This is a genomic window from Streptomyces cirratus, assembly GCF_014650775.1.
GTDB classification, from domain to species: Bacteria; Actinomycetota; Actinomycetes; order Streptomycetales; family Streptomycetaceae; genus Streptomyces; species Streptomyces cirratus.
The window spans coordinates 170,827-193,173 of sequence record NZ_BMVP01000011.1 but is presented as its reverse complement, the minus strand read 5'-3'; the positions used below and the strand labels follow the sequence as shown (position 1 = coordinate 193,173).

At 71.1% G+C, this 22,347-nt stretch carries 25 protein-coding genes; 18 read left to right on the top strand and 7 right to left on the bottom strand.

What is annotated here, in order from left to right; genetic code table 11:
• Positions 1 to 105: 105 nt before the first annotated feature.
• On the top strand, positions 106 to 1,305 hold the full coding sequence (locus IE207_RS24430) for an RtcB family protein (RefSeq protein WP_190186424.1): 1,200 nt from the start codon (positions 106 to 108) through the stop codon (positions 1,303 to 1,305).
• A 100-nt stretch (positions 1,306 to 1,405) separates the two neighbouring features.
• Here IE207_RS24430 and IE207_RS24425 read toward each other — a convergent pair whose 3' ends face one another.
• Positions 1,406 to 2,167 carry an SDR family NAD(P)-dependent oxidoreductase gene (locus tag IE207_RS24425; RefSeq protein WP_190186423.1) on the bottom strand — a complete coding sequence of 254 codons (762 nt, stop codon included), beginning with the start codon at positions 2,165 to 2,167 and terminating at the stop codon, positions 1,406 to 1,408.
• A gap of 166 nt (positions 2,168 to 2,333) precedes the next feature.
• Here IE207_RS24425 and IE207_RS24420 point away from each other — a divergent pair, with 166 nt between their 5' ends.
• Positions 2,334 to 2,828, top strand: a complete 495-nt coding sequence (locus tag IE207_RS24420; RefSeq protein WP_190186422.1) for a hypothetical protein — start codon at positions 2,334 to 2,336, stop codon at positions 2,826 to 2,828.
• 6 nt (positions 2,829 to 2,834) lie between these two features.
• Here the strand turns inward: IE207_RS24420 and IE207_RS24415 are convergent, their stop codons facing one another.
• Together IE207_RS24415 and IE207_RS24410 are read right to left on the bottom strand one after the other, a co-directional pair.
• Positions 2,835 to 4,337, bottom strand: a complete 1,503-nt coding sequence (locus IE207_RS24415) for an FAD-dependent oxidoreductase (RefSeq protein WP_190186421.1) — start codon at positions 4,335 to 4,337, stop codon at positions 2,835 to 2,837.
• 21 nt (positions 4,338 to 4,358) lie between these two features.
• Positions 4,359 to 5,138 carry a Mut7-C RNAse domain-containing protein gene (locus tag IE207_RS24410; protein ID WP_190186420.1) on the bottom strand — a complete coding sequence of 260 codons (780 nt, stop codon included), beginning with the start codon at positions 5,136 to 5,138 and terminating at the stop codon, positions 4,359 to 4,361.
• 275 nt (positions 5,139 to 5,413) lie between these two features.
• On the opposite strand from IE207_RS24410, the gene IE207_RS24405 reads away from it, so the two are divergent.
• Entirely contained in the window at positions 5,414 to 6,454 is a 1,041-nt protein-coding gene (locus IE207_RS24405) for a serine hydrolase domain-containing protein (protein ID WP_190186419.1), read from the top strand.
• A 9-nt stretch (positions 6,455 to 6,463) separates the two neighbouring features.
• Here IE207_RS24405 and IE207_RS24400 read toward each other — a convergent pair whose 3' ends face one another.
• Positions 6,464 to 6,901, bottom strand: a complete 438-nt coding sequence (locus tag IE207_RS24400) for a hypothetical protein (RefSeq protein WP_136216611.1) — start codon at positions 6,899 to 6,901, stop codon at positions 6,464 to 6,466.
• A gap of 295 nt (positions 6,902 to 7,196) precedes the next feature.
• Here IE207_RS24400 and hemL point away from each other — a divergent pair, with 295 nt between their 5' ends.
• From hemL to IE207_RS24365, 7 genes are all read left to right on the top strand, one after another.
• Positions 7,197 to 8,519 (top strand): glutamate-1-semialdehyde 2,1-aminomutase, encoded by a 1,323-nt coding sequence (hemL, locus tag IE207_RS24395; RefSeq protein WP_190186418.1) that lies wholly within the window; start codon positions 7,197 to 7,199, stop codon positions 8,517 to 8,519.
• Positions 8,516 to 9,205, top strand: coding sequence for a histidine phosphatase family protein (locus tag IE207_RS24390; RefSeq protein WP_190186417.1), 690 nt, complete (start codon positions 8,516 to 8,518; stop codon positions 9,203 to 9,205). The genes hemL and IE207_RS24390 overlap by 4 nt, the downstream gene beginning before the upstream one ends.
• A 359-nt stretch (positions 9,206 to 9,564) precedes the next feature.
• A complete protein-coding gene (locus IE207_RS24385; RefSeq protein ID WP_190186416.1) occupies positions 9,565 to 10,194 on the top strand; it encodes a TlpA family protein disulfide reductase in 630 nt (209 codons plus the stop codon).
• Positions 10,195 to 10,199: 5 nt separating this feature from the next.
• Complete coding sequence (locus IE207_RS24380; RefSeq protein ID WP_190186471.1) at positions 10,200 to 10,979, top strand: cytochrome c biogenesis CcdA family protein; 780 nt, start codon at positions 10,200 to 10,202, stop codon at positions 10,977 to 10,979.
• Positions 10,980 to 10,992: 13 nt separating this feature from the next.
• Positions 10,993 to 12,705 (top strand): cytochrome c biogenesis protein ResB, encoded by a 1,713-nt coding sequence (resB, locus tag IE207_RS24375; RefSeq protein WP_190186415.1) that lies wholly within the window; start codon positions 10,993 to 10,995, stop codon positions 12,703 to 12,705.
• Positions 12,702 to 13,784, top strand: a complete 1,083-nt coding sequence (gene ccsB, locus IE207_RS24370; protein WP_190186414.1) for a c-type cytochrome biogenesis protein CcsB — start codon at positions 12,702 to 12,704, stop codon at positions 13,782 to 13,784. Before resB ends, ccsB begins: the two co-directional genes overlap by 4 nt.
• Before the next feature lie 25 nt (positions 13,785 to 13,809).
• Entirely contained in the window at positions 13,810 to 14,310 is a 501-nt protein-coding gene (locus IE207_RS24365; RefSeq protein ID WP_190186413.1) for an SRPBCC domain-containing protein, read from the top strand.
• 11 nt (positions 14,311 to 14,321) lie between these two features.
• Here the strand turns inward: IE207_RS24365 and IE207_RS24360 are convergent, their stop codons facing one another.
• Complete coding sequence (locus IE207_RS24360; protein ID WP_190186412.1) at positions 14,322 to 14,660, bottom strand: PLD nuclease N-terminal domain-containing protein; 339 nt, start codon at positions 14,658 to 14,660, stop codon at positions 14,322 to 14,324.
• Between the two features lie 90 nt (positions 14,661 to 14,750).
• Between IE207_RS24360 and IE207_RS24355 the strand changes: the two genes are divergently transcribed.
• The 3 genes from IE207_RS24355 to mqnP are packed head-to-tail and all read left to right on the top strand — an operon-like array spanning position 14,751 to position 17,601.
• Entirely contained in the window at positions 14,751 to 16,208 is a 1,458-nt protein-coding gene (locus IE207_RS24355) for a menaquinone biosynthesis decarboxylase (protein ID WP_190186411.1), read from the top strand.
• Complete coding sequence (locus IE207_RS24350; protein WP_229873938.1) at positions 16,205 to 16,681, top strand: hypothetical protein; 477 nt, start codon at positions 16,205 to 16,207, stop codon at positions 16,679 to 16,681. The genes IE207_RS24355 and IE207_RS24350 overlap by 4 nt, the downstream gene beginning before the upstream one ends.
• Positions 16,678 to 17,601 carry a menaquinone biosynthesis prenyltransferase MqnP gene (gene mqnP, locus IE207_RS24345; RefSeq protein WP_190186410.1) on the top strand — a complete coding sequence of 308 codons (924 nt, stop codon included), beginning with the start codon at positions 16,678 to 16,680 and terminating at the stop codon, positions 17,599 to 17,601. Before IE207_RS24350 ends, mqnP begins: the two co-directional genes overlap by 4 nt.
• 36 nt (positions 17,602 to 17,637) lie before the next feature.
• Here mqnP and IE207_RS24340 read toward each other — a convergent pair whose 3' ends face one another.
• Complete coding sequence (locus tag IE207_RS24340) at positions 17,638 to 18,162, bottom strand: rhomboid family intramembrane serine protease (protein WP_229873944.1); 525 nt, start codon at positions 18,160 to 18,162, stop codon at positions 17,638 to 17,640.
• Between the two features lie 196 nt (positions 18,163 to 18,358).
• On the opposite strand from IE207_RS24340, the gene IE207_RS24335 reads away from it, so the two are divergent.
• Complete coding sequence (locus IE207_RS24335; RefSeq protein WP_190186408.1) at positions 18,359 to 19,045, top strand: UbiX family flavin prenyltransferase; 687 nt, start codon at positions 18,359 to 18,361, stop codon at positions 19,043 to 19,045.
• On the opposite strand, the gene IE207_RS33840 is transcribed toward IE207_RS24335, so the two are convergent.
• Entirely contained in the window at positions 19,042 to 19,176 is a 135-nt protein-coding gene (locus tag IE207_RS33840; RefSeq protein WP_268250203.1) for a hypothetical protein, read from the bottom strand. The genes IE207_RS24335 and IE207_RS33840 overlap by 4 nt on opposite strands.
• 123 nt (positions 19,177 to 19,299) lie before the next feature.
• Here IE207_RS33840 and IE207_RS24330 point away from each other — a divergent pair, with 123 nt between their 5' ends.
• The 4 genes from IE207_RS24330 to IE207_RS24315 all read left to right on the top strand — a co-directional run bounded on the left by IE207_RS24330 (position 19,300) and on the right by IE207_RS24315 (position 22,081).
• On the top strand, positions 19,300 to 19,755 hold the full coding sequence (locus IE207_RS24330) for an Lrp/AsnC family transcriptional regulator (RefSeq protein WP_190186407.1): 456 nt from the start codon (positions 19,300 to 19,302) through the stop codon (positions 19,753 to 19,755).
• A 113-nt stretch (positions 19,756 to 19,868) separates the two neighbouring features.
• Positions 19,869 to 21,032: an aminofutalosine synthase MqnE gene (gene mqnE, locus IE207_RS24325; protein WP_190186406.1), complete on the top strand. Its 1,164-nt coding sequence runs from the start codon at positions 19,869 to 19,871 to the stop codon at positions 21,030 to 21,032.
• A 128-nt stretch (positions 21,033 to 21,160) separates the two neighbouring features.
• Positions 21,161 to 21,685 carry a GNAT family N-acetyltransferase gene (locus tag IE207_RS24320; RefSeq protein ID WP_190186405.1) on the top strand — a complete coding sequence of 175 codons (525 nt, stop codon included), beginning with the start codon at positions 21,161 to 21,163 and terminating at the stop codon, positions 21,683 to 21,685.
• Positions 21,686 to 21,811: 126 nt separating this feature from the next.
• Positions 21,812 to 22,081, top strand: a complete 270-nt coding sequence (locus IE207_RS24315; RefSeq protein ID WP_190186469.1) for a DUF4229 domain-containing protein — start codon at positions 21,812 to 21,814, stop codon at positions 22,079 to 22,081.
• Positions 22,082 to 22,347 lie beyond the last annotated feature (266 nt).

The window sequence follows — 22,347 nt, the reverse complement described above, 5'->3', positions numbered from 1 at the left end:
CGCACACGCTGGTGCCGGCGCCGGTTCCTTGTCCGCTATGGGGCCATGAGCGAGGCTTTTTGCGTATTCCGACTTTCCTGTGATTAACGGGGTTTTGAGGGCGTTATGTCGTATGTAGAGGTGCCCGGGGCGAAGGTCCCGATCCGGATGTGGACCGATCCGGCGTCGGTCGAGGACCAGGCGATGCAGCAGCTGCGCAACGTCGCGACCCTTCCGTGGATCAAGGGCCTGGCCGTCATGCCGGACGTGCACTACGGCAAGGGCGCCACGGTCGGTTCGGTGATCGCGATGAAGGACGCGGTCTGCCCGGCGGCGGTCGGCGTCGACATCGGCTGCGGCATGTCGGCGGTGAAGACCTCCCTCACGGCGAACGACCTCCCGGGCGACCTGTCGGCGCTGCGGTCGAAGATCGAGCGCGCGATCCCGGTGGGTGTGGGCCTGCACAAGGAGCCCGTGGACCCGGGGCGGCTGTACGGCTTCGGGGCGAAGGAGGCGGCCTACGACGACCTGTGGCAGCGGTTCGACTACCTCGCCGATCCGGTCAAGAGCCGCCGGGAACGGGCGGCGAAGCAGGTCGGAACGCTCGGCGGGGGGAATCACTTTGTCGAGTTCTGTCTCGATCAGTCCGGTTCCGTCTGGCTCATGCTGCACTCGGGTTCCCGCAACATCGGCAACGAGCTGGCGAACTTCCACATCGAGGTGGCTCGCGGGCTCTCCCACAACCAGGGACTGGTCGACCGGGACCTTGCGGTGTTCCTGGCGGCGACCCCGGAGATGGACGCCTACCGCAACGACCTCTTCTGGGCGCAGGAGTACGCGAAGTTCAACCGCGCCGCGATGATGAGCCTGTTCAAGGAGGTCATCCGCAAGGAGTTCCGCAAGGCCAAGGTCTCCTTCGAGCGGGAGATCAGCTGCCACCACAACTACGTGGCGCAGGAGCGGTACGACGGGATGGAGCTGCTGGTCACGCGCAAGGGCGCGATCCGGGCGGGCAGCGGGGACTACGGCATCATCCCCGGCTCGATGGGGACGGGTTCGTACATCGTGAAGGGACTCGGCAACGAGAAGTCCTTCAACTCTGCTTCGCACGGCGCCGGCCGGAAGATGAGCCGGACGGCGGCGAAGAAGCGTTTCTCGGTCCGGGACCTGGCGGAGCAGACCAAGGGTGTGGAGTGCCGCAAGGACTCCGGCGTGGTGGACGAGATCCCGGGCGCGTACAAGTCGATCGAGCAGGTCATCGACCAGCAGACCGACCTGGTCGAGGTGGTGGCCAAGCTCAGGCAGGTCATCTGCATCAAGGGCTGACCCGGGCGCCGCGCAGCACAAGGGCGTTGGGGGGCTCGGTGACGTCGTCCGCGGCGGGGGCGACCACGCGCTGCTCGTGGCCGCCCCGGCCGGGGCGGGTTCAGAGCTCCCGGTGGACCTTCGTGTTCGAGGCCTGGGCGCGGGGGCGGACCACCAGGAGGTCGATGTTGACGTGGCTGGGGCGGGTCACCGCCCAGGTGATGGTGTCGGCCACGTCGTCGGCGGACAGGGGCTGCGCGACGCCCGCGTAGACCTTCTCGGCCTTCTCCGCGTCACCCCGGAAGCGGGTCTTCGCGAACTCCTCCGTCTTGACCATGCCCGGCGCGATCTCGATGACGCGGACGGGCTGCCCGACGATCTCCAGGCGGAGCGTCTCGGCGAGCACGCGGGCGCCGTTCTTCGCGGCGACGTAGCCCGCGCCGCCCTCGTACGCGGCGTGCCCGGCGGTGGAGGACACCACGACCACCGTGCCGTCGCCGGAGGCGACCAGGGCCGGGAGGAGGGCCTGGGTGACGTTCAGCGTGCCGATGACGTTGACCTCGTACATCGTGCGCCAGTCGGCGGGGTCGCCGGTGGCCACGGGCTCGGCGCCGATCGCACCGCCGGCGTTGTTGACCAGCACGTCGCAGCGCTTGAGGGAGGCCGCGAAGGCGTCCACGGCGGCGCGGTCGGTGACGTCGAGGGCATGGGCGGTGGCCTCGTGGCCGGCGCCGGTGATCTCGGCGGCGAGGGCCTCGATGCGGTCCTTGCGGCGTGCGGTGAGGACGACGTGGTAGCCGGCCGCCGCGAGCTGCCGGGCGGTGGCCGCGCCGATGCCGCTGCTCGCGCCGGTGACTACGGCGGTCCGGGTGGCGGGGCTCATGGGCGTGCTCCTCGTTCGTCGTTCGGCGTTCGTTCGTACGGGCGATTCCCGGCCAGCATAGGCGGATGCCACGGTGCCGCCGGTCGGCCGTCCTAGGAGGCCGCGGCGCGCCCTCGTTCGTGTGATGGTCCGACCGGCGGGGGCGGGGGCCGTCTAGCGTCCGCGCGTGGAGGTGGTGGCGGTGCGCCGTGGTGCCGTACGGAGTGTGGTGGTGGCGGGCTTGCTGGTGCTGGGCGGTGCCGGGGGTGCGGGCAGCGCCGGGGCCCGGGCGCCCGAGCCGGAGGCGGACGTCTCGTACCACGGCCGGGTCTCGCTGGACCGGGGACAGCTGCGGCTGTGGCTGGTCCCGCAGAACGAGGGGCCGAACGCGCTGGCCGACGCCACGCTGCGGGTACGGCTGTCGGCGGACCTCGGGGACGCGCAGGAGCTGGCCGAGGGATGCGCGCGGGTGGGGCGGCGGGAGGTGGTGTGCGAGACCGGCCCGCTGCCGGCGCACGGGCAGGGCCGGCACATCGGGCTGCTGCTCGGGTTGCGGGAGCGGGTTCCGGAGGTGGTGGTACGCGTCGACACGTGGTGGAACGGCGACGCCACCGACCGCAACAGCGGCAACAACGAGCACGCGGTGCTGGCCCTGGACACGGGGGACCCGTACGCGTTCTGAGGCTCGTCAGTGCTGTTCCTTGTGCGGCGCGGGCCGCGGCAGGAGCCAGGACGCGACGGCGGACGCGGTGGCGGCGTCGTCCGCCCGCTCGGAGCTCCAGGCGAGGTAACCGTCGGGGCGTACGAGGACGGACGCCGTGCGCGGCCGTCCGGTGGGCCAGTGGTGGTGGGAGAGCGGGCTCCCGGGCGGGGTGGGCCGGCCAGGAGGGGTGATGAGGACGAAGCTGCCCGTGCGCAGGGCCTCGTAGAGGCGCAGGCCGCCGGAGAGCGGCAGGTCGGGGGCGCGGCGGCCCGCGGTGGTCGGGCGGTGCGTGCCCGGCGGGGGCGGGTAGGCGATCCCGATGCCGGAGACGAGGGCGAGGGCGCGCTCCTGGAGGGGGCCGGACCGGGCGAGGAGCGCGGCGCCGAGGGCGCGGGCGGCACGGCGGGCGGGGTCGCTGACCATGGCGGTGCGGACGAGGGCGCCGCTCGCGCGCAGCACGAGGCGGCCGACGGGGTGGCGTTCGCGGTGGTAGCTGTCGAGGAGGGCCTCGGGGTCGGGGCTGTGGCCGTGGAGGACGGCGGCGAGCTTCCAGGAGAGGTTGGCGGCGTCCTGGAGGCCGGTGTTCATGCCGAGTCCGCCGGCGGGGGAGTGGACGTGGGCGGCGTCCCCGGCGAGGAAGACGCGGCCGCGGCGGTAGTGGGGGACCTGGCGTTCGTCGCTGTGGAAGCGGGACATCCAGCGGGGGTCGTGCATTCCGTGGTCGGTGCCGAGGGCGGCGCGGGTGATGGTGCGCAGCTCTTCGAGGCCGACGGGGTCGGTGTCGGCGGCGCGGCCGTCGCGGTGCCAGGCGATGGCGCGGTACCAGCCGTCGCCGAAGGGGACGACGAGAGCGAAGGCGTCGGCGCTGCCGTTGACGGCGAGGAAGTCCTCGGGGGGATCGGTCAGTCGTAGGTCGGCCAGGACCATGGAGCGGACGACGGCCTTGCCGGGGAAGGGGAGGCCCAGGGCCTGGCGGACGGTGGAGCGGACGCCGTCGGTGCCGACGACGTGGCGGGCGGTGTGGCGCACGGGGCCGGTGGGGGTGGTGAGGTCCAGCGTGACGCTGTCGTGGTCCTGGTGGAGGCCGGTGACTTCGCAGTCATATCGGATGACCGCCCCTGTGGACAGGGCTCGGCGCTCCAGCAGTTTCTCTGTCTCATATTGGGGAGTGATCAGTACGAAGGGGTAGCGGGAGCGCAGTCGTTGGAGGGAGAGGGTCATGCCACCGAAGGGGCGCAGGCGGTCGATCGGTCGGCCGGTGGAGACGAGCTGGTCGGCGATGCCGCGCGCGTCGAGGAGTTCGAGGGTGCGGGCGTGGACGGCGAAGGCCCGGGTCAGATTGGCGGCGGTCCGCGGGCGTCGCTCGATGAGGGTGACGGAGAGTCCGGCGGCGGCGAGGTCGCCGGCGAGCAGGAGTCCGGTGGGTCCGGCGCCTACGACGGCGACGTCGACAACGGCGTTGGGGGCGTGGTCCTCAGCGGGAGTCATGCCCCGGCAGTCTGCCGCACCTCACGCGGCGGCGTCGCCGTCGCCGTGGCCGTCGCCGTCGCCGTGGCCGAATTCGGCGAGGGCGTCGGAGACGATCCGCTCCAGGCGGGCGTGGTGGGCGCCGCGCCAGTACACGCGCTCGCAGTCGGTGCACTGGGCGAACACGTCGTAGGAGCGCTGCGTGCCGTGCTGGAGGCGGTCGCCCACGCTGTCCTTGTCGGCTTCGTGGAGCGGCCCGTTGCAGGCGGTGCAGCGGGTCCAGGGCGCGAGGTGCGGTGCGAAGCGGCTGAGTACGTCGCGCAGTTGCTCGCCGGGGTCGTCGCTGTAGACGTACGCGCCGGCGAAGATCTCCCGGCGGCGCAGCAGGCCGCGGTCGCGGGAGAGGAGGACGCGGCGCTCGGCGGCGGAGCGGGTGGCGAGGGCGGGGTCCCCGATGTCCTCGTTCTCGTAGGCGGCGTCGACTCCGAGCAGGCGCAGGCGGCGGGCGAGCGTGCCGAGGTGGACGTCCAGGAGGAACCGGAGGGGGGTGCCGTCGTCGCTGCGCTGCGGGATCCGCTGGGGGCGGTCCACGCCGAACACCTCGACCAGCTCGCCTGCTTGGGGCACGTACGAGACGGGCACCTCCTGCCCGTCCACGAGCAGCCGGCCGACCTCGGTGAGCGGAACGCCGGCGGACTCGACGACGTGCCCGACGCTGGAGGCCCCGTCGGTCACGGTGGGCACCCGCTCGGCGCGCCGGCTGGGCGCGGCGAAGACGTGCAGTTCGGGCGCGAGGGTGAGCTGAATGCCGGGTCCGTTCACCCTGCCAGCATGCCATTAGCCTCCGGCGGCCGGTGAGGAATTCCAGCGGCCGCCCCCCCGGCCCCCGCCCCCGGGGTCCCGGTCGGGGCGGGGGTCGGGGGAGATGACGGGTTCGTAGGAGGGGAGACCGCCTGCGTCGCTGAGGCGGGGGTGGGCGGGGCCACCCGCCCGGGGGACCCGGCGCGTGGTCCGGCGCGGCAACGGGCGGGCCGGACGCGCTCTGGCCACGCTAAGTGCGGAGATCACCACCGCACCGCACCACCCCGGAGGCAGAGATGACCCAGGCCGTACCGTTCACGACCGCCGAGACCCACGCGCTGCGGGACACGCTGGACGAGATCGTCGCCGCCCGCGCCACTCCCGGCGGGGTCCTCGTCTGCGGTACGGCCACGGGGGAGCGGACCGTGATCTCCGCCGGGGTCGTCTCCCCGTACACCAACCCCAAGGCCCCCGACGAGAACACCGTCTACGACCTGGCCTCGCTGACGAAGGTCACGGCCACCTGGCCGCTCGTCGGCCGCGCCGTCGCCGACGGGCTGCTCGACCTCGACACCCCGGTGAGGGCCTACCTGCCGCCGATGGACGGCCCCATGCCCAGCGGCGAAGCCACCATGCGCCAGCTGCTGTCACACACCGGCGGTCTCCAGGCCGCCACCCGCCTCGACCTCTACGACCTCACCTCCAGGCCGCTGCACGAGCTGATCTGCCACGAGCTGATGGAGAACCTCCCCGGCACCCACCGCTACGTCAACCGCGGTTACATCCTGCTCGGCCTGGCCCTCGCCCACGTCGCCGGCAGGCCGCTGGACCGCCTGGCCGCCGACTTCTGGGCCGAGCTGGGCATGGGCCGCACCGGCTACGGCCCGGTCCCCCAGGCTCCGGACGTCGCGCCGACCGAGCACCCCGACGGCCACGACCGCCTGTGGGGCGTGGCGCACGACGAGAACGCCGCGACGATGGGTGGCGTCGCCGGCCACGCCGGGGTCTTCGCGCCCGCCACCGACCTCGCCACGTACGCAGAGCACCTGCTGGGCGGCCACGGGGACCCGCACGAAACCAGCCCGCTCACCCTGTGGCTGCGCGAGAGCCTCGCCCCGCAGGCCGAGATCGAGCCGGGCCTCTACCGGGGCCTGGGCTGGGTCCTCGCCGCCGGCGGAACGGTCGCCTACCACCACGGCTTCACCGGGACGAGCCTCTACCTCGCCCCCGCCACCGGCCGCTACGTGGTCATCGCCACCAACGCCGTCCACAACGGCGCCCCCCGCGTCCGGCTGGCCCCGCTGCGCGAGCGCGCCCTCAAGATCCTCACCGGGTGAGGCCGGGCGTCACGGCCAGACGAGGCAGTACGCCTGGTGGCCCGCCTCGTGCAGGCGGTGGGAGAAGTCCTGCCATTCGTGCAGGAGCTGGTAGACGTTGAACGCGTCGCTCGGCCCCCCGCGGTCGGGGACCGTGGACCAGATGAAGGCCGCCGCGCCGACCGACTCCTCGCCGACCCCGCGCAGCGGGTCGACCACCGTCATCGGGAGCTTGACCACCGCGTAGTCGGGGTGCAGGACGACCAGTTCCAGCGGGGGCACCTTGTGCAGGGGTATGCCTTCGATGCCGGTCAGGACCATCGCCGCCATGGTCTCCGGCTTGATCTTGGTGAACAGGCCGCCCATGCCCAGCTCGTCCCCGCCGAGCTCCTCCGGCCGCATGGTGACGGGCACCCGCGCCGCCGTCGCGCCGTCCGGGGCACCGAAGTACTTGTAGGTCACCCCCATGCCACGGCCCTTGGGCAGCGCGTCCGGCGGCACGATGGGTTCGGGTGCCGCATCGGCGGCCTCGGTTCCGCGCCGCCGGTGCTTGCCGCGACGGCGGGCATCACGGGCGCGCTGCGGGTCCAGGCCGTCCGTACCCTCGCCCGGTCCACCACCGCGTTGCATATCTCCACCCGACTGGTATTGCCTGCCCCGGCCCCGCGGCCCCCGCCACGCAGCCTGATCATCATGGCAGTGACCTCCCCCGGGGTGGCGCGGTGAAACGCCCGTCCGCAAGTCTGTCGCGGCCTCTGAGACCATGGCTGGTGTGAGCTACCCGTATCCGTATGAAGCCCCAGTCTCGCAGAACCTGTTTACGCGCGCGTCCGTAGTGACGCCCGGCGGCGTGAACTCTCCCGTGCGCGCCTTCCGCGCCGTGGGGGGTACGCCCAGGTTCATGGTGTCTGGTACCGGTCCGTATCTGACCGATGCCGACGGCCGCGAGTACGTCGACCTGGTCTGCTCGTGGGGACCGATGATCCTCGGCCATTCCCACCCCGCCGTGATCGAGGCGGTTCAGGCCGCCGTCGCCCGCGGCACGTCCTTCGGCACGCCGGGCGAGGGCGAGGTCGCGCTCGCCGAGGAGATCGTGGCGCGCATCGAGCCCGTGGAGCAGGTGCGCCTGGTGTCGTCCGGCACCGAGGCGACCATGTCCGCGATCCGGCTGGCCCGCGGTTTCACCGGCCGCGCCAAGGTCGTCAAGTTCGCCGGCTGCTACCACGGTCACGTCGACGCCCTGCTGGCCTCCGCCGGTTCCGGGCTCGCGACCTTCGCGCTCCCCGACACCCCGGGTGTCACGGGTGCGCAGGCCGGCGACACGATCGTGCTCCCCTACAACGACCTGGAGGCGGTCCGGGCGGCGTTCGCCGCGCACCCCGGTGAGATCGCCTGTGTGATCACCGAGGCCGCGCCCGGCAACATGGGCGTGGTCACCCCCGGCGAGGGCTTCAACCAGGGCCTGGCCGACCTGTGCCGCGAGAACGGCGCCCTGTACATCTCCGACGAGGTGATGACGGGCTTCCGTACCTCCCGCGCCGGCTGGTACGGGGTCGACGGCGTCAAGCCGGACCTGATGACCTTCGGCAAGGTCATGGGCGGCGGTTTCCCGGCCGCGGCGTTCGGCGGCCGCGCCGACGTGATGGGCCACCTGGCCCCGGCCGGCCCGGTCTACCAGGCGGGCACGCTCTCCGGTAACCCGGTCGCCACCGCCGCCGGTCTCGCGCAGCTGCGGCTGCTGGACGAGGCGGCGTACGACAAGGTCGACGCGGTGTCGAAGCAGATCCAGGGCCTGGTCACCGAGGCGCTGACCAAGGAGGGCGTCGCGCACCGGGTGCAGACCGCCTCCAACATGTTCTCCGTGTTCTTCACCGAGGACGAGGTGAAGAACTACGACGACGCGAAGAAGCAGGACGCCTTCCGCTTCAACGGGTTCTTCCACTCGATGCTGGCGCAGGGCGTCTACCTTCCGCCGTCGGCGTTCGAGTCGTGGTTCGTGTCCACCGCCCACGACGAGCAGGCCGTCGAGCGCATCGCCGCCGCCCTGCCCGCCGCCGCCCGCGCCGCCGCGGAGGCCGCCGCATGAGCAGCAGCACGCCGGGCGAGATCACCGTCGTCCACCTGATGCGGCACGGCGAGGTGCACAACCCGGACGGCGTGCTCTACGGTCGCCGCTCCGGCTACCACCTGTCCGAGCTGGGCCGCCAGATGGCCGAGCGGGTCGCGGAGCACCTCCAGTCCCGGGACATCACGTACGTGGTGTCCTCCCCGCTGGAGCGGGCGCAGGAGACGGCCGCACCGGTCGCCAAGGCGCACGGCCTGGACCTGGCCACCGATGCGCGGCTGCTGGAGGCGGGGAACGTCTTCGAGGGCAAGACCTTCGGTGTCGGTGACGGGGCGCTGCGCAAGCCGGCGAACTGGAAGCACCTGACGAACCCGTTCAAGCCGTCCTGGGGCGAGCCGTACGTCGAGCAGGTCGTGCGGATGATGAGCGCGCTGGAGGCGGCGCGGGACGCGGCGCGCGGGCACGAGGCGGTGGCGGTGAGCCACCAGCTGCCGATCTGGATCGTGCGCAGCTTCGCGGAGAAGCGGCGGCTGTGGCACGACCCGCGCCGGCGTCAGTGCACGCTGGCTTCGCTGACGTCGTTCACGTTCCAGGGCGACGCGCTGGTGTCGGTGGGCTACAGCGAGCCGGCCCGGGACCTGGTCCCGGCGCACCTGCTGGCGGGCGCCAAGCCGGTGAAGGGGAAGTCGAAGGCCTTCGGCGCGTAGTTGCCGACCGGGCGGTACGGGGCTCCCGGCCCCGGCCGCCGGTCTCGGGCCCGCTCGGCCTGGACCGTGCTAAGGGTCGGCCTTCGGCGCCGTCCCGGCTGCACACCACGAACGTGCGCCAGACCTGGCTGGACGGCCACGAGGTGGGCGCACCGCCGCCTCCTCGGGGGCGCCGCCCGGGCGTACGAGAGCAACCGCGCCCCTCTGTTCGTCGGAAATCATTTCGAGGAGTGGAACGGCGGGATCTACGTGGACGCCGTCGAGGAGACTCCCAAGGGCACACCCTCGGCTGACCAGGGACTTAACACACGCCCGGGGGGCGTGGAAGATCCGCAAATCGGTCATGCGAAACTTTTCACATGAGCCTTGGCCAAGCCCCCCGCCGCCGCTCGACCAGCGGCCGCGTCAGTCTGCTGACCGCGATGACCCTCGCGGGCGCCCTGACCCTTACGGCGTGCGGCGATTCGGGCAGCAGCAAACCCTCCGGTTCCGCCGGCGGGAACTACGTCGCGGGCGCCGGCGGCATCTCCACCGTCGCCAAGGGCGAGCGCACCCAGGCCCCCAAGCTCGACGGCGAGACGGTCGACGGCAAGACGCTCGACACGACCACCCTCAAGGGCAAGGTCGTCGTCCTCAACGTCTGGGGCTCCTGGTGCCCGCCCTGCCGGGCCGAAGCCCCCTACTTCGCGAAGGTGTCGAAGGAGCTGACCGACGCCGGCCAGGACGTCGCCTTCGTCGGCCTGAACATCCGCGACAACAGCAAGCAGAACGCCACCGCCTTCGAGGAGAACTTCGGGATCACCTACCCGAGCCTCTACGACCCCGACGGCCGGCTGATCCTCCGCTTCCCCAAGGGCACGCTGAACCCGCAGTCGATCCCCTCCACCGTCGTCCTCGACAAGGAGGGCAAGATCGCCGCCCGCACGCTGGTCGCGCTCAACGAGACCCAGCTGCGCTCGATGATCGACCCGCTGCTCGCGGAGAAGTGACCGACGTGGTCACCGGGCTCCACCTCCTCGCCGCCGACGCGACCGGCGTGAACACCACCGTCCTCAACGGGGCGCTGCTGCTCGCGCTGCCCCTGTCCCTCCTGGCCGGCCTGGTCTCCTTCTTCTCGCCCTGCGTGCTGCCGCTCGTCCCCGGCTACCTCTCCTACGTCACCGGAGTGGGCGGCGCCGACCTCGCCGAGGCCCGGCGCGGCCGGATGCTGGCCGGGGCGAGCCTGTTCGTCCTCGGCTTCACGGCGGTCTTCGTCTCGACCGGCGCGCTCTTCGGCTACTTCGGGGACACCCTCGCCGAGAACAAGGACGTCATAGCCCGGGTCCTGGGCGGCCTGGTGATCGTGCTCGGCCTGTTCTTCATGGGGGCGATCCCCGGCCTGACGATGCGCGAGTTCCGCTTCCACAAGAAGCCGGCCGCCGGACTGATCGGCGCGCCGCTGCTCGGCGTACTCTTCGGCGTCGGGTGGACCCCCTGCATGGGTCCGACCCTCGCCGCCGTCAACACGCTCTCCATCGACCAGGCGACGGCGGGCCGTGGCGCCCTGCTGACCACGGTGTTCTGCCTGGGGCTCGGGGTGCCGTTCATCCTCACGGCGCTCGCGTTCCGCAAGGCGCTCGGCGCGTTCGGGTGGGTGAAGCAGCACTATGCGTGGGTGATGCGGATCGGCGGCGGCATGCTGATCGTCACCGGGCTGCTCCTCGTCACAGGTTGGTGGGGCACGCTCATCAGCGACATGCAGAGCTGGACCAACGGCTTCACGGTGGGGATCTGAGGACTACACGGACATGAGTACGACCGACAAGGCGTCCCCCGAGGCGTCCCAGCAACCCGCCGCGTCCGCGCGCGGTGACGAAGACGCCGCCGCCGGGGCGCAGCTGTCCACCGCCCCCCTGGAGGACGCCCCCGGCGGCCCGGTGGGCATCGGCGTGCTCGGCTGGCTGCGCTGGTTCTGGCGCCAGCTCACCTCCATGCGGGTGGCCCTGATCCTGCTGTTCCTGCTCTCCCTGGCCTCCATTCCCGGCTCGCTCATCCCGCAGACCCAGGTCGACGCGATGAAGGTCGCCACCTGGAAGCGCGAGCACGCCTCGTGGGTGACGGTCGCCGAGAAGCTCCAGCTCTTCGACGTCTACAGCTCGGTGTGGTTCTCCGCGATCTACCTGCTGCTGTTCATCTCGCTGATCGGCTGCATCCTGCCCCGCTCCTGGCAGTTCGTCGGCCAGCTCCGCGGCCGCCCGCCCCGCGCCCCCAAGCGGCTCGACCGGCTGCCCGCGTACACGACGTGGCGTACGGACAAGCCCGCCGACGAGGTCGTCGCGGCGGCCGGGAAGGTGCTGGGCGGCAGCCGCTTCCGCACCGAGACGGGCGCGAGCTCCGTGGCCGCCGAGAAGGGCTACCTGCGCGAGGCGGGCAACCTGGCCTTCCACATCGCCCTGATCGTCATGCTGGTGGCCTTCGCCTGGGGGCAGCTCTACAAGTCCGAGGGCGGCAAGCTCGTCCTGCGCGGCAAGGGCTTCTCCAACACGCTCACCCAGTACGACGACTTCAAGTCCGGGTCCTTCTTCACCCCCGACGACCTCCCGCCGTTCTCCTTCACCCTGGACCGGTTCGACGCCTCGTACGCGAAGACCGGCCCGCAGAAGGGCACCGCCCGCGACTTCAAGGCGTACGTCACCTTCCGCGAGGGCGCTAACGGGGCACCGCACAAGCGCGAGATCGAGGTCAACAAGCCGCTGGAGGTCGACGGCTCCAAGGTCTACCTCCTCGGCCACGGCTACGCGCCGGTCGTCTCGGTGACCGACCCCACCGGCAAGGTGATCTTCAAGGACGCCGTGCCGATGCTCCCGCAGGACTCCAACCTCACCTCCTCCGGAGCCATCAAGGTCACCGACGGCTACAAGGACAAGGACGGCAAGAAGGAACAGCTCGGCTTCGGCGCCATGTTCGTGCCGACGTACGCGGGCGAGGGCAAGGGGACGATGTTCTCCCAGTTCCCCGACCTCGACTTCCCGGCGCTCATGCTCAGCGCCTGGCACGGCAGCCTCGGCGTGGACTCGGGTCTGCCGCAGAACGTCTACCAGCTCGACACGTCGAAGATGCAGATGTTCAAGGACGACTCGGGCCAGCTGTTCAAGCAGAAGATGCTGCCCGGGGAGACGATGACCCTGCCGGGCGGCGCGGGCACCGTGAAGTTCGAGGGCATCGAGCGCTGGGCCACCTTCTCGATCACCCACCAGCCCGGCAGCGGCCTCGCCCTCGCCGGCGCCATCGCCGCCATCGGCGGCCTGGCCGGCTCCCTGTTCATCCAGCGCCGCCGGATCTGGGTCCGGGCGACCGCGGGCGAGGACGGGGTGACCGTCGTGGAGATGGCCGGTCTCGGCCGCAGCGAGTCCACCAAGCTCCCGGAGGAGCTGGCCGCGCTCGCCGCCGCGCTCCACCAGCAGGCGCCCACCGCGCCCGACCGACCTGTCAAGGAAAACGTTGAAGGGGAGCGCGGATGACGCCGCTCGCAGCCGAGGCCAATGAGAACCTGGCCCAGATCAGCAACTACCTGGTCTATTCGTCGATGGCGGTCTACACGCTCGCCTTCCTCGCCCACATCGCCGAGTGGATCTTCGGTAGCCGCAGCAAGGTCGGCCGTACGGCCGCCGCGCTGACCGGGGCCCAGGCCGCCGGCGCCCCGGCCGTGCAGGTGCGCGGGAAGGGCGGCAGCACCGCGGTCCTCGACCGTCCGAAGGTCGTCACCCGTTCCGCCGCCGGCACCCGTGACGTCCCCGACGGCCCCGGCGCCGCCGGCGGCACCGAGCAGGGCGACCTCTACGGACGGATCGCGGTCTCCCTGACCGCGCTCGCGTTCCTCATCGAGGCGGCCGGTGTCGTCGCGCGCGCGACCTCGGTGAAGCGGGCCCCCTGGGGCAACATGTACGAGTTCTCGCTCACCTTCTCCACGGTGGCCGTCGGCGCGTACCTGATCCTGCTGCTCCTGAAGAAGAACGTCCGCTGGATGGGTCTGATCCTGGTCACGACCGTCCTGCTGGACCTGGGAATCGCCACCACCTGGCTGTACACGGCGAGCGACCAGCTGGTCCCGGCCCTGCACTCGTACTGGCTGTGGATCCACGTCTCCACCGCCATCATCTGCGGCGCCGTCTTCTACATCGGTGCGACCGGCACGCTGCTGTACCTGTTCCGCGACGGGTACGAAGCCCGGATCGAGCGCGGCGAGCAGCCGGGCCGCTTCGCGACCTCGGTCATGGAGCGCCTGCCCTCGGCCGCCACGCTCGACAAGTTCTCGTACCGGATCAACGCGGCTTTCTTCCCGCTGTGGACCTTCACGATCATCGCGGGCGCGATCTGGGCGGGCGACGCGTGGGGCCGCTACTGGGGCTGGGACCCCAAGGAGGTCTGGTCCTTCGTGACGTGGGTGGCGTACGCCTGCTACCTGCACGCGCGGGCCACGGCGGGCTGGAAGGGCCGCAAGGCCGCCTACCTGGCGCTGTTCGCCTTCGCCTGCTGGATCTGGAACTACTACGGCGTGAACATCCTGCTCAACGGCAAGCACTCGTACGCGGGCGTCTGACCGGCGGGAGTGGGACGCTGGTGTCATGTCTCCTGTGAGCCATGGCACCAGCGAGAGCCGCGGCGAGGACCGTCCGCTGCTCCGCTTCGAGCCGCACCTGCCGTACTCCTACGAGGACCTCTGGTCCGCGCTGACCACGGCGCAGGGGCTGCGCCGCTGGCTGGGCGAGGCGGAGGTCCTGGAGCGCCACCTCGACGGAGCCGTCACCCTGCGCCCGCTCGACGGCGGCCCCGCGGCGTCCGGCCGGGTCACGGCCTGGGACGTCGAGCGGGTCGTGGAGTACACCCTCGGCGGCCTCGGCCGGGTCCGCTTCCACCTGGAGCCGGTCGGCACGGACTCCACGGTGATCCGGTTCCTGAACGAGCGCGAGGGCCCGGGAACCGACACCCCGGGAGTCCTGGCGGACTGGCACCAGCACTTCGAGCTCCTCGAAGCAGCGCTGACGGACCCGGCCGCCGCCTGGACCGAAGCCCGCCGCGCCGAGCTGCGCGAGTCCTATGCGCGGCCCCTGACCAGACGGGCCTGAGCGGCGCGGCGTCAGTCGTTGTCGGCGCCCTTGTCCTTGTCCTTGTCGTGCTCCTTGTCGTGCTCCTTGTCGCGTCCCTTGTCGCGCTCTTCGCGCAGGGACCGCAGGAACTCCGGGTTGTCGTCGGGCGCCACCCACTCGGTGCGGCGGACCCGGCCGCCGCCGGCCGCCGTCCGGGTCCTGCCCGCGAACAGCCACACCACCGGCCCGACGATCGAGAACAGCAGGATGATCAGCACCCACACCACCTTCGGCAGGTGCTTGACCTCCTCCTCCGGCGTGTTCAGGCAGTCGATGAAGGCGTAGATGGTCAGCGCGATGATCAGCAGGAACGGCAGGTAGCGCAGCACGGTGCGGGACCGACTCCCAGGCAGTGGCGGCGGGCCCACGCGGAGCCCCGGTGACGCCCCCAGGGTAGTAGGTGACGGATACTGGGCCCCATGGCTTACGACGATCTCCGCTCGCTGCTCCGGGCTCTGGAGCGGGAGGGCGACCTCAAGCGCATCAAGGCCGAAGTCGACCCCTACCTGGAGGTCGGGGAGATCGTCGACAGAGTCAACAAGGCCGGCGGCCCCGCGCTGCTCTTCGAGAACGTCAAGGGCTCGGCGATGCCGCTCGCCATGAACGTCTTCGGGACCGACCGCCGGCTGCTCAAGGCCCTCGGCCTCAAGTCGTACGCGGAGATCAGCGAGAAGATCGGCGGTCTCCTGAGGCCCGAGCTGCCCCAGGGCTTCATCGGTGTCCGCGAGGCGTTCGGCAAGCTCGGCTCGATGGTGCACGTACCGCCGAAGAAGGTGAAGGGCGACTCCGCCCCCGTCCAGGAGGTCGTCCTCACCGGCGACGACGTCGACCTGGACCGGCTGCCGGCCCTGTTCACCTGGCCCAAGGACGGCGGCTCCTTCTTCAACCTGGGCCTGACGCACACCAAGCACCCGGAGACGGGCGTGCGCAACCTCGGCCTGTACCGCCTCCAGCGCCACGACAAGCGCACCATCGGCATGCACTGGCAGATCCACAAGGACAGCCGCAACCACTACGCCGTCGCCGCCGCGCGCGGCGAGCGGCTGCCGGTCGCGATCGCCTTCGGCTGCCCGCCGGCGGTGACGTACGCGTCCACCGCGCCGCTCCCCGGCGACATCGACGAGTACCTGTTCGCCGGGTTCGTGGCGGGCAAGCGCATCGAGATGGTCGACTGCAAGACGGTCCCGCTCCAGGTGCCCGCGAACGCCGAAGTCGTCATCGAGGGCTGGCTGGAGCCGGGCGAGATGCTGCCCGAAGGGCCGTTCGGAGACCACACCGGCTTCTACACCCCGCAGGAACCCTTCCCGGCGCTCACGATCGACTGCGTGACGATGCGCAAGCGCCCGCTCCTCCAGTCGATCGTGGTCGGCCGTCCGCCGACCGAGGACGGGCCGCTGGGGCGCGCGACGGAACGCTTCTTCCTGCCGCTCCTCAAGATCATCGTCCCGGACATCGTGGACTACCACCTCCCCGAGTCGGGCGGCTTCCACAACTGCGCGATCGTCTCGATCGACAAGAAGTACCCCAAGCACGCCCAGAAGGTCATGCACGCCATCTGGGGCGCGCACATGATGTCGCTGACCAAGCTGATCATCGTGGTGGACAAGGACTGCGACGTCCACGACCTGCACGAGGTGTCCTGGCGGGCGCTGGGCAACACCGACTACAGCCGTGACCTCACCGTCGTGGAAGGTCCGGTGGACCACCTCGACCACGCTTCCTACCAGCAGTTCTGGGGCGGCAAGGCCGGTATCGACGCGACGAAGAAGCTGCCCGAGGAGGGCTACACGCGCGACGGCGGCTGGCCGGACATGGTCGAGTCCGACCCCGCGACGGCCGCCCTCGTGGACAGCCGCTGGAAGGAGTACGGACTGTGAGCACGGCGATGGGCGGACCCGCCCTCTTCATCGGTACCGACACGGCGTACGTGGCCGTCCTGCGCCCGCGCCTGGACCCCACCGACCCCGAGGTCCGCGAGGCGGCCGGACAAGCCGGCGTGACGCCCGAGGAGTTCGCGGGACCCGGCAACGTCTGGGCGCTGATGTGGGAGGACGAGACCGGTGCGGGCGGCGGCTTCGAGCTGCCGGGCCTGCGCGACGCGGAGGCCGAGGACTTCGCCGACCGGCTGCTGGCCGAGCTGTCCTTCGACACCGGGCCGTTCGTGATCGGCGCGGGCCAGGTGCTGCGCCTCCAGGGCTACCCGGGCCAGGCGGGCGGGGAATGCCGCTTCGTCTCCACCATCACCCCGCCGGAAGGCGAGGAACCGTCCCCGCTCACGCTGGAGATCCCGCCCGTGGACACCGACGCGCTCCGCGCCGACCTCCAAGACTTCCGCGGGAGCCTCGCATGATGACCACCGCCGACGGGGTGGTCGGTCCCGGTCCCGCGCCGCAGGCCCCCGGCAAGGTCAAGGCGTTCCTGCGGCTCGTGATGATCGAGCACTCGGTCTTCGCGCTGCCCTTCGCCTACATCGCCGCCCTGACCGCCATGTTCCGGCTCGACGGGACGATGCACTGGGTCAAACTGCTGCTCGTCACCATCTGCATGGTGGGCCTGCGGACCTTCGCGATGGCCGCGAACCGGATCATCGACCGCGAGATCGACGCCCGCAATCCCCGCACCGCCGGGCGCGAACTCGTCACCGGAGCCGTCTCCGTGCGCTCCGCCTGGACCGGGGCCGGGATGGCGCTGGCCGTCTTCCTCGGCTCGGCGGCGCTGTTGAACCCGCTGTGCCTGGCGCTGGCGCCGCTCGCGGTGATCCCGATGGTGGTGTACCCGTACGGCAAGCGGTTCACGAACTTCCCGCACGCCATCCTGGGCGTGGCCCAGGCCATGGGCCCGGTCGGGGCCTGGCTGGCGGTCACCGGCACCTGGTCCTGGGACGCGGTGGTGCTCGGCCTCGCCGTGGGCGTGTGGATCGGCGGCTTCGACCTGATCTTCGCCTGCCAGGACGTGGCCGCCGACCGCGCGGAGGGCGTGAAGTCGGTCCCGGCCCGCTTCGGCATCCCGGCCGCGCTCTGGGGCGCGCGCGGCGCGCACGCCGTGACCACGGGGCTGCTCGCCTGGTACGCCGTCAGGACGGATGCGGGGCCGTTCTTCTGGTCCGGCCTGGTGATAGTCGTGGCCGCGTTCCTCTACGAGCACACGATCGTCACGCCGCACGACCTGTCCCGGCTGAACCGGGCCTTCTTCACGGTGAACGGTTTCATCGGGATCGCGCTCTTCGTCTGCGCCGTCCTGGACCTTGCCGCGCGGGGCCTGTCGCTCTGAGAGCTGCTTGCTGAGAGCTGCTTCCTGAGCTGCTTCCTAAGAGCTGCTCCGGCGGAACATGAACGCCGCCGCCACGCCCGCGAGGAGCCCGAAGAGGTGGGCCTGCCAACTGATCATCGCATCGGTGGGCAGGATCCCCGACAGGAACGTGGTGCCCCAGACGGCGGCTATGCACAGCCCGGCCACCACTCCCAGCGGCCGGCGCTCCACGAAGCCGCGCACCAGCAGGTACCCGAAGAGGCCGAAGATCAGGCCCGAGGCGCCGGCGGTGACGGTGTGGGACGGCGATATCAACCACACCGCGAAGCCGTCGGCGAGGGTGATGACCGCCGACAGCGCGAGGAAGCGGCGTATGCCGCTGAGGGCGGCGACGAAGCCCAGCACCAGCAGCGGCAGGCTGTTGGACGCCACGTGGTCGAAGCCGAAGTGCAGGAACGGGGCCAGGGGTATCCCGCTCAGCCCGTCGGCCTCGCGGGCGGTGATCCCGTACGCGTCCAGCGCATGGCCCGTGGCGTAGTCCACCGCCTCGATCAGCCACAGCAGCGCGACCCAGCCGAGCATCAGCTTCGCGGCGGCCTTGGCCCGCTCGGTCCGGCTCCACTCGCCCACGCCCGGGCCTGTGTGCCCGCCCCGCCGCACCCCGTGTCCCTCGCGCACCTGGTCCATGGCGACACCCCCCCGTCTTTCGTGTCCACCCTTTGAACGTCCGGGCACCTTACTCCGTGCCCGCTCGCGGTGGCCGGATAGTCTCGGAGTCATGACTGACGGCAAGCGCACCCCGTGGGTGGTCGGGGTTTCCGGGGCGTCCGGGACGCCGTACGCGGCGGCGGTGCTCCGCGGGCTCCTCGCGGCGGGGGAAAGCGTCGACCTGGTGGTGAGCCGGGCCTCGCGGCTCACCCTGCTGGACGAAACCGGGATCGCGTTCCGTGACGCGCACTGGCGCGAGGACCTCGCCCGGTGGCTGGAACGCGGCGCGGACGGCAAGCCGGGCGGTTTCGCCCCGTCGGCGCTGGACGACGTGCGCTACTGGGGTGCCGGGGACCTGGCCGCCGGCCCGAGCTCGGGTTCGTACCCGGCGAAGGGGATGCTGATCGTGCCCGCGTCCACGGCCTGCGTGGCCGGGGTGGCGCTGGGGTTGTCGAAGGACCTGCTCCAGCGCGTGGCGAGCGTGACGCTCAAGGAGCGGCGCCGGCTGGTGGTCGCGGTACGGGAGACCCCGCTGAACGGGCAGACCTTGAAGCAGCTGGTGGCGCTGGACGAGGCGGGCGCGGTCGTGCTGCCCGCCTCTCCGGCGTTCTACGCGGGTGCGACGCACATCCAGGATCTGGTGGACTTCGTCGCGGGGCGGGTGCTGGATGCGGCAGGCGTGCCGCACCGGCTGTACCGCCGGTGGGAGGGGGAGCTCGGAGGTTCCCGTGCTCCCCGGGAGGCGAGCGGTGCTTAGCGCTTCTTGTCGGTGCGCGGCTTGCGCATCTTGTCGACGCGGTGGGCGGCGGACGGCTGGTCGGTGCGGGATCGGTTGGCCAGCTCCTGGAGCTGTCGCATGTGCGCGTAGGCCATCTCGATCGTGTACACGGTGAACCACTCCTGAAGATCGTCTTTGATCTGATGAAAGATTTCGCAGGGCGTTGACCCCTGTATGCCTTAGATTCTATACCTAGACTCGCAGAATCGCCGAATAATGGAAGGCTCCACGTAATGGACACGGTGGACAGGCAGCTCATCCAGGCACTCCGGGAGAACGGCCGTGCCTCGTACGCGGAGCTGGGCCGTCTCGTGGGCCTCTCCGGCCCCAGCGTCACCGACCGCATCAACCGCCTGGAGACGGCGGGCGTGATCACGGGCTACCGCGCGACCGTGAACGCGGCCTCGCTCGGCCTCGGCGTCACGGCGCTGATCGGCATCTCGCTCTCCGACGCCGCGGACCACGAGGACGTGGCCCGCCGGCTGCGCGACCTGGCCGAGATCGAGGACTGCTGGTTCATCGCGGGTGACGACTCCTTCATGTTGAAGGTGCGCGCCAACGACGTGGACGGCCTGGAGAAGATCATCCGCAAGCTCTCCGGCACCAAGGGCGTCTCCCGCACCCGCACCACCATCGTGCTCTCCACCAAGTGGGAGAACCGGGTCGGGGAACTGCCCGAGGAGGGCTGAGAGTACGGTGGGTGGCGGTTGCAGCCACCCACCACGGGGTCGGCGGGGCAACGAAGAAGCGCAGGGCATGGGCAGTGCAGGACAGAGCAGGACACACAGAGGAGAGGACCGGCATGGACGCTGGGCTCAAGCGTGAGCTGGAGGAGAAGGTCCGTTCCGGCGAGCGGCTGACCCGTGAGGACGGCATCGCCCTCTACGAGTCCGACGACCTGGCCTGGCTGGGCGGCCTCGCCCACGAGGTGCGCACGCGCAAGAACGGTGACGTCGTCCACTTCAACGTCAACCGCCACCTCAACATGACCAACGTGTGCACCGCGTCCTGCGCGTACTGCTCGTTCCAGCGCAAGCCGGGCGAGAAGGACGCGTACACGATGCGCATCGAGGAAGCCGTCCGCCTGGCCAAGGCCATGGAGAACGAGAACCTCACCGAGCTGCACATCGTCAACGGCCTGCACCCCACCCTGCCGTGGCGCTACTACCCGCGCTCGCTCTCCGCGCTCAAGGAGGCGCTGCCGAACGTCTCCCTCAAGGCGTTCACGGCCACCGAGATCCACCACTTCGAGACGATCTCCGGCATGTCGGCCTCCGACATCCTGGACGAGTTGATCGAGGCCGGCCTGGAGTCGCTGACGGGCGGCGGCGCGGAGATCTTCGACTGGGAGGTCCGCCAGCACATCGTGGACCACCGCACCCACTGGGAAGACTGGTCGCGCATCCACCGTCTGGCGCACTCGAAGGGCCTCAAGACCCCCTCGACCATGCTCTACGGGCACATCGAGGAGCCGCGCCACCGCGTGGACCACGTGCTGCGGCTGCGCGAGCTCCAGGACGAGACCGGCGGCTTCCAGGTCTTCATCCCGCTGCGCTACCAGCACGACTTCGTGGACATGCAGGACGGCAAGGTCCGCAACAAGCTCCAGGCGCGCACGACGATGGCGACGGGCGCCGAGGCGCTCAAGACCTTCGCGGTCTCCCGTCTGCTGTTCGACAACGTGCCGCACGTGAAGGTCTTCTGGGTGATGCACGGCGTGCAGACCGCCCAGCTGGCGCTCCAGCACGGCGCGGACGACATGGACGGCTCGGTCGTCGAGTACAAGATCACGCACGACGCCGACAACTACGGCACCCCGAACAAGCTGGGCCGCGACGACCTCCTGGAACTCATCCGGGAAGCCGGGTTCCGCCCGGTCGAGCGCAACACGCGCTACGAGATCATCCGCGAGTACCCCGGCCCGGAGGCGGACCTGCGCGAGTCGCCGCAGGCGATGCGCGTCTGAGGCGCCAGACGCCACTGCGTGAGCGGGCCCCGGTCCTGGTGGACCGGGGCTCGCGTCGCCGCGGGGTGCCGGAAGAGGCGGGTCCCCAGTGGTTGCCGAGCCGCCGAGGTAATAAGTACTCTCCGCGTATGGCCCTTACCTTCACTGTCGATCCCGTCGTCGGCCCGGCCCTGCGCGACGGACTCCTCGAACTCTGGACCGAGGTCAGCAACGCGGGCGGTGCCGTCGGCTTCGTCCCGCCGGTCACCACCGAGGACATCCGGCCCGCGCTGCTCAAGCACCTCGCGGCGATGGCCGAGGGCACGCACCGGCTGGTCGTGGGCCACGACGAGGACGGCACGGTCGCCGCCGCCGCCGTCCTCGCCCTCAACCCGCACCGGCTCATGCGCCACTGGGTCTGGGCCTACACCGTCATGGTCGCCCCCGGCCTCCAGGGCCAGGGGGCGGGCCGCGCGCTGATGGAGGCCGTCGCCGACGCCGCCCGCGCCCTGGACGGCATCGAGGCCGTCCGCCTGACCTGCCGCGGCGGCCTCGGCCTGGAACACTTCTACGCGGCCTGCGGCTACAAGGAGGTCGGCCGCGTCCCCGACGCCATCCGCGTCGGCCCGGGAGACGACCGCGACGACATCACGATGCTGCTCCCGCTCCACTGAGGCACCCGGCGGACCGGAGTCGGGCCGCGGCGTGCTTCACTGGATGGGCACGTGCCGCCGTACGAAGACGAGAGAGAAGGGGTCACCGTGTCCCTCAAGCCGAGCGCGACGATCCGCTACACCGCGATGCGCCTGGGCATCTTCGTCGGGTGCCTGGTGCTGGTCGCCGTATTCGTCCGCCTCGGCTGGGTGCCCGCGGGCCTCGGTGACGCGAACTTCGCCTGGATCGTGCTGCTCGCCCTCGTGCTCTCCGCGCCGCTGTCCTTCGTGCTCCTGCGCAAGCAGCGCGACGAGATGTCCGCGCAGATCTCCGGACGTGTCGCGGGTGCGAAGCAGAAGCTCGCCGAGAACCGCGGCCAGGAGGACGCGGCCGACGACGCCGCCCGCGTCGCCTGACGCGGACCGGGCCCCGGCCCGGTTAGTTTCCTCACACACGTATCCGCCCCAGCAACGGGAGTACCGCCCGTAACGCTGGGGCTTTCGTGTGTTTCCGGGCGGGTTCGGGGCCGCGGCCTCCGCTCCGTCGCGACCATGGCTCAAAGGGCGCCTTTGAGATTCTCAAAGGAGAAGTGTTAGCGTGTTCAACATGTTGACCACAGTTGCGCACCAGATGACCGCGAGCGTCCCGCTCGTGGCGCGCCTGCACGTCGACCTCTGCCGCC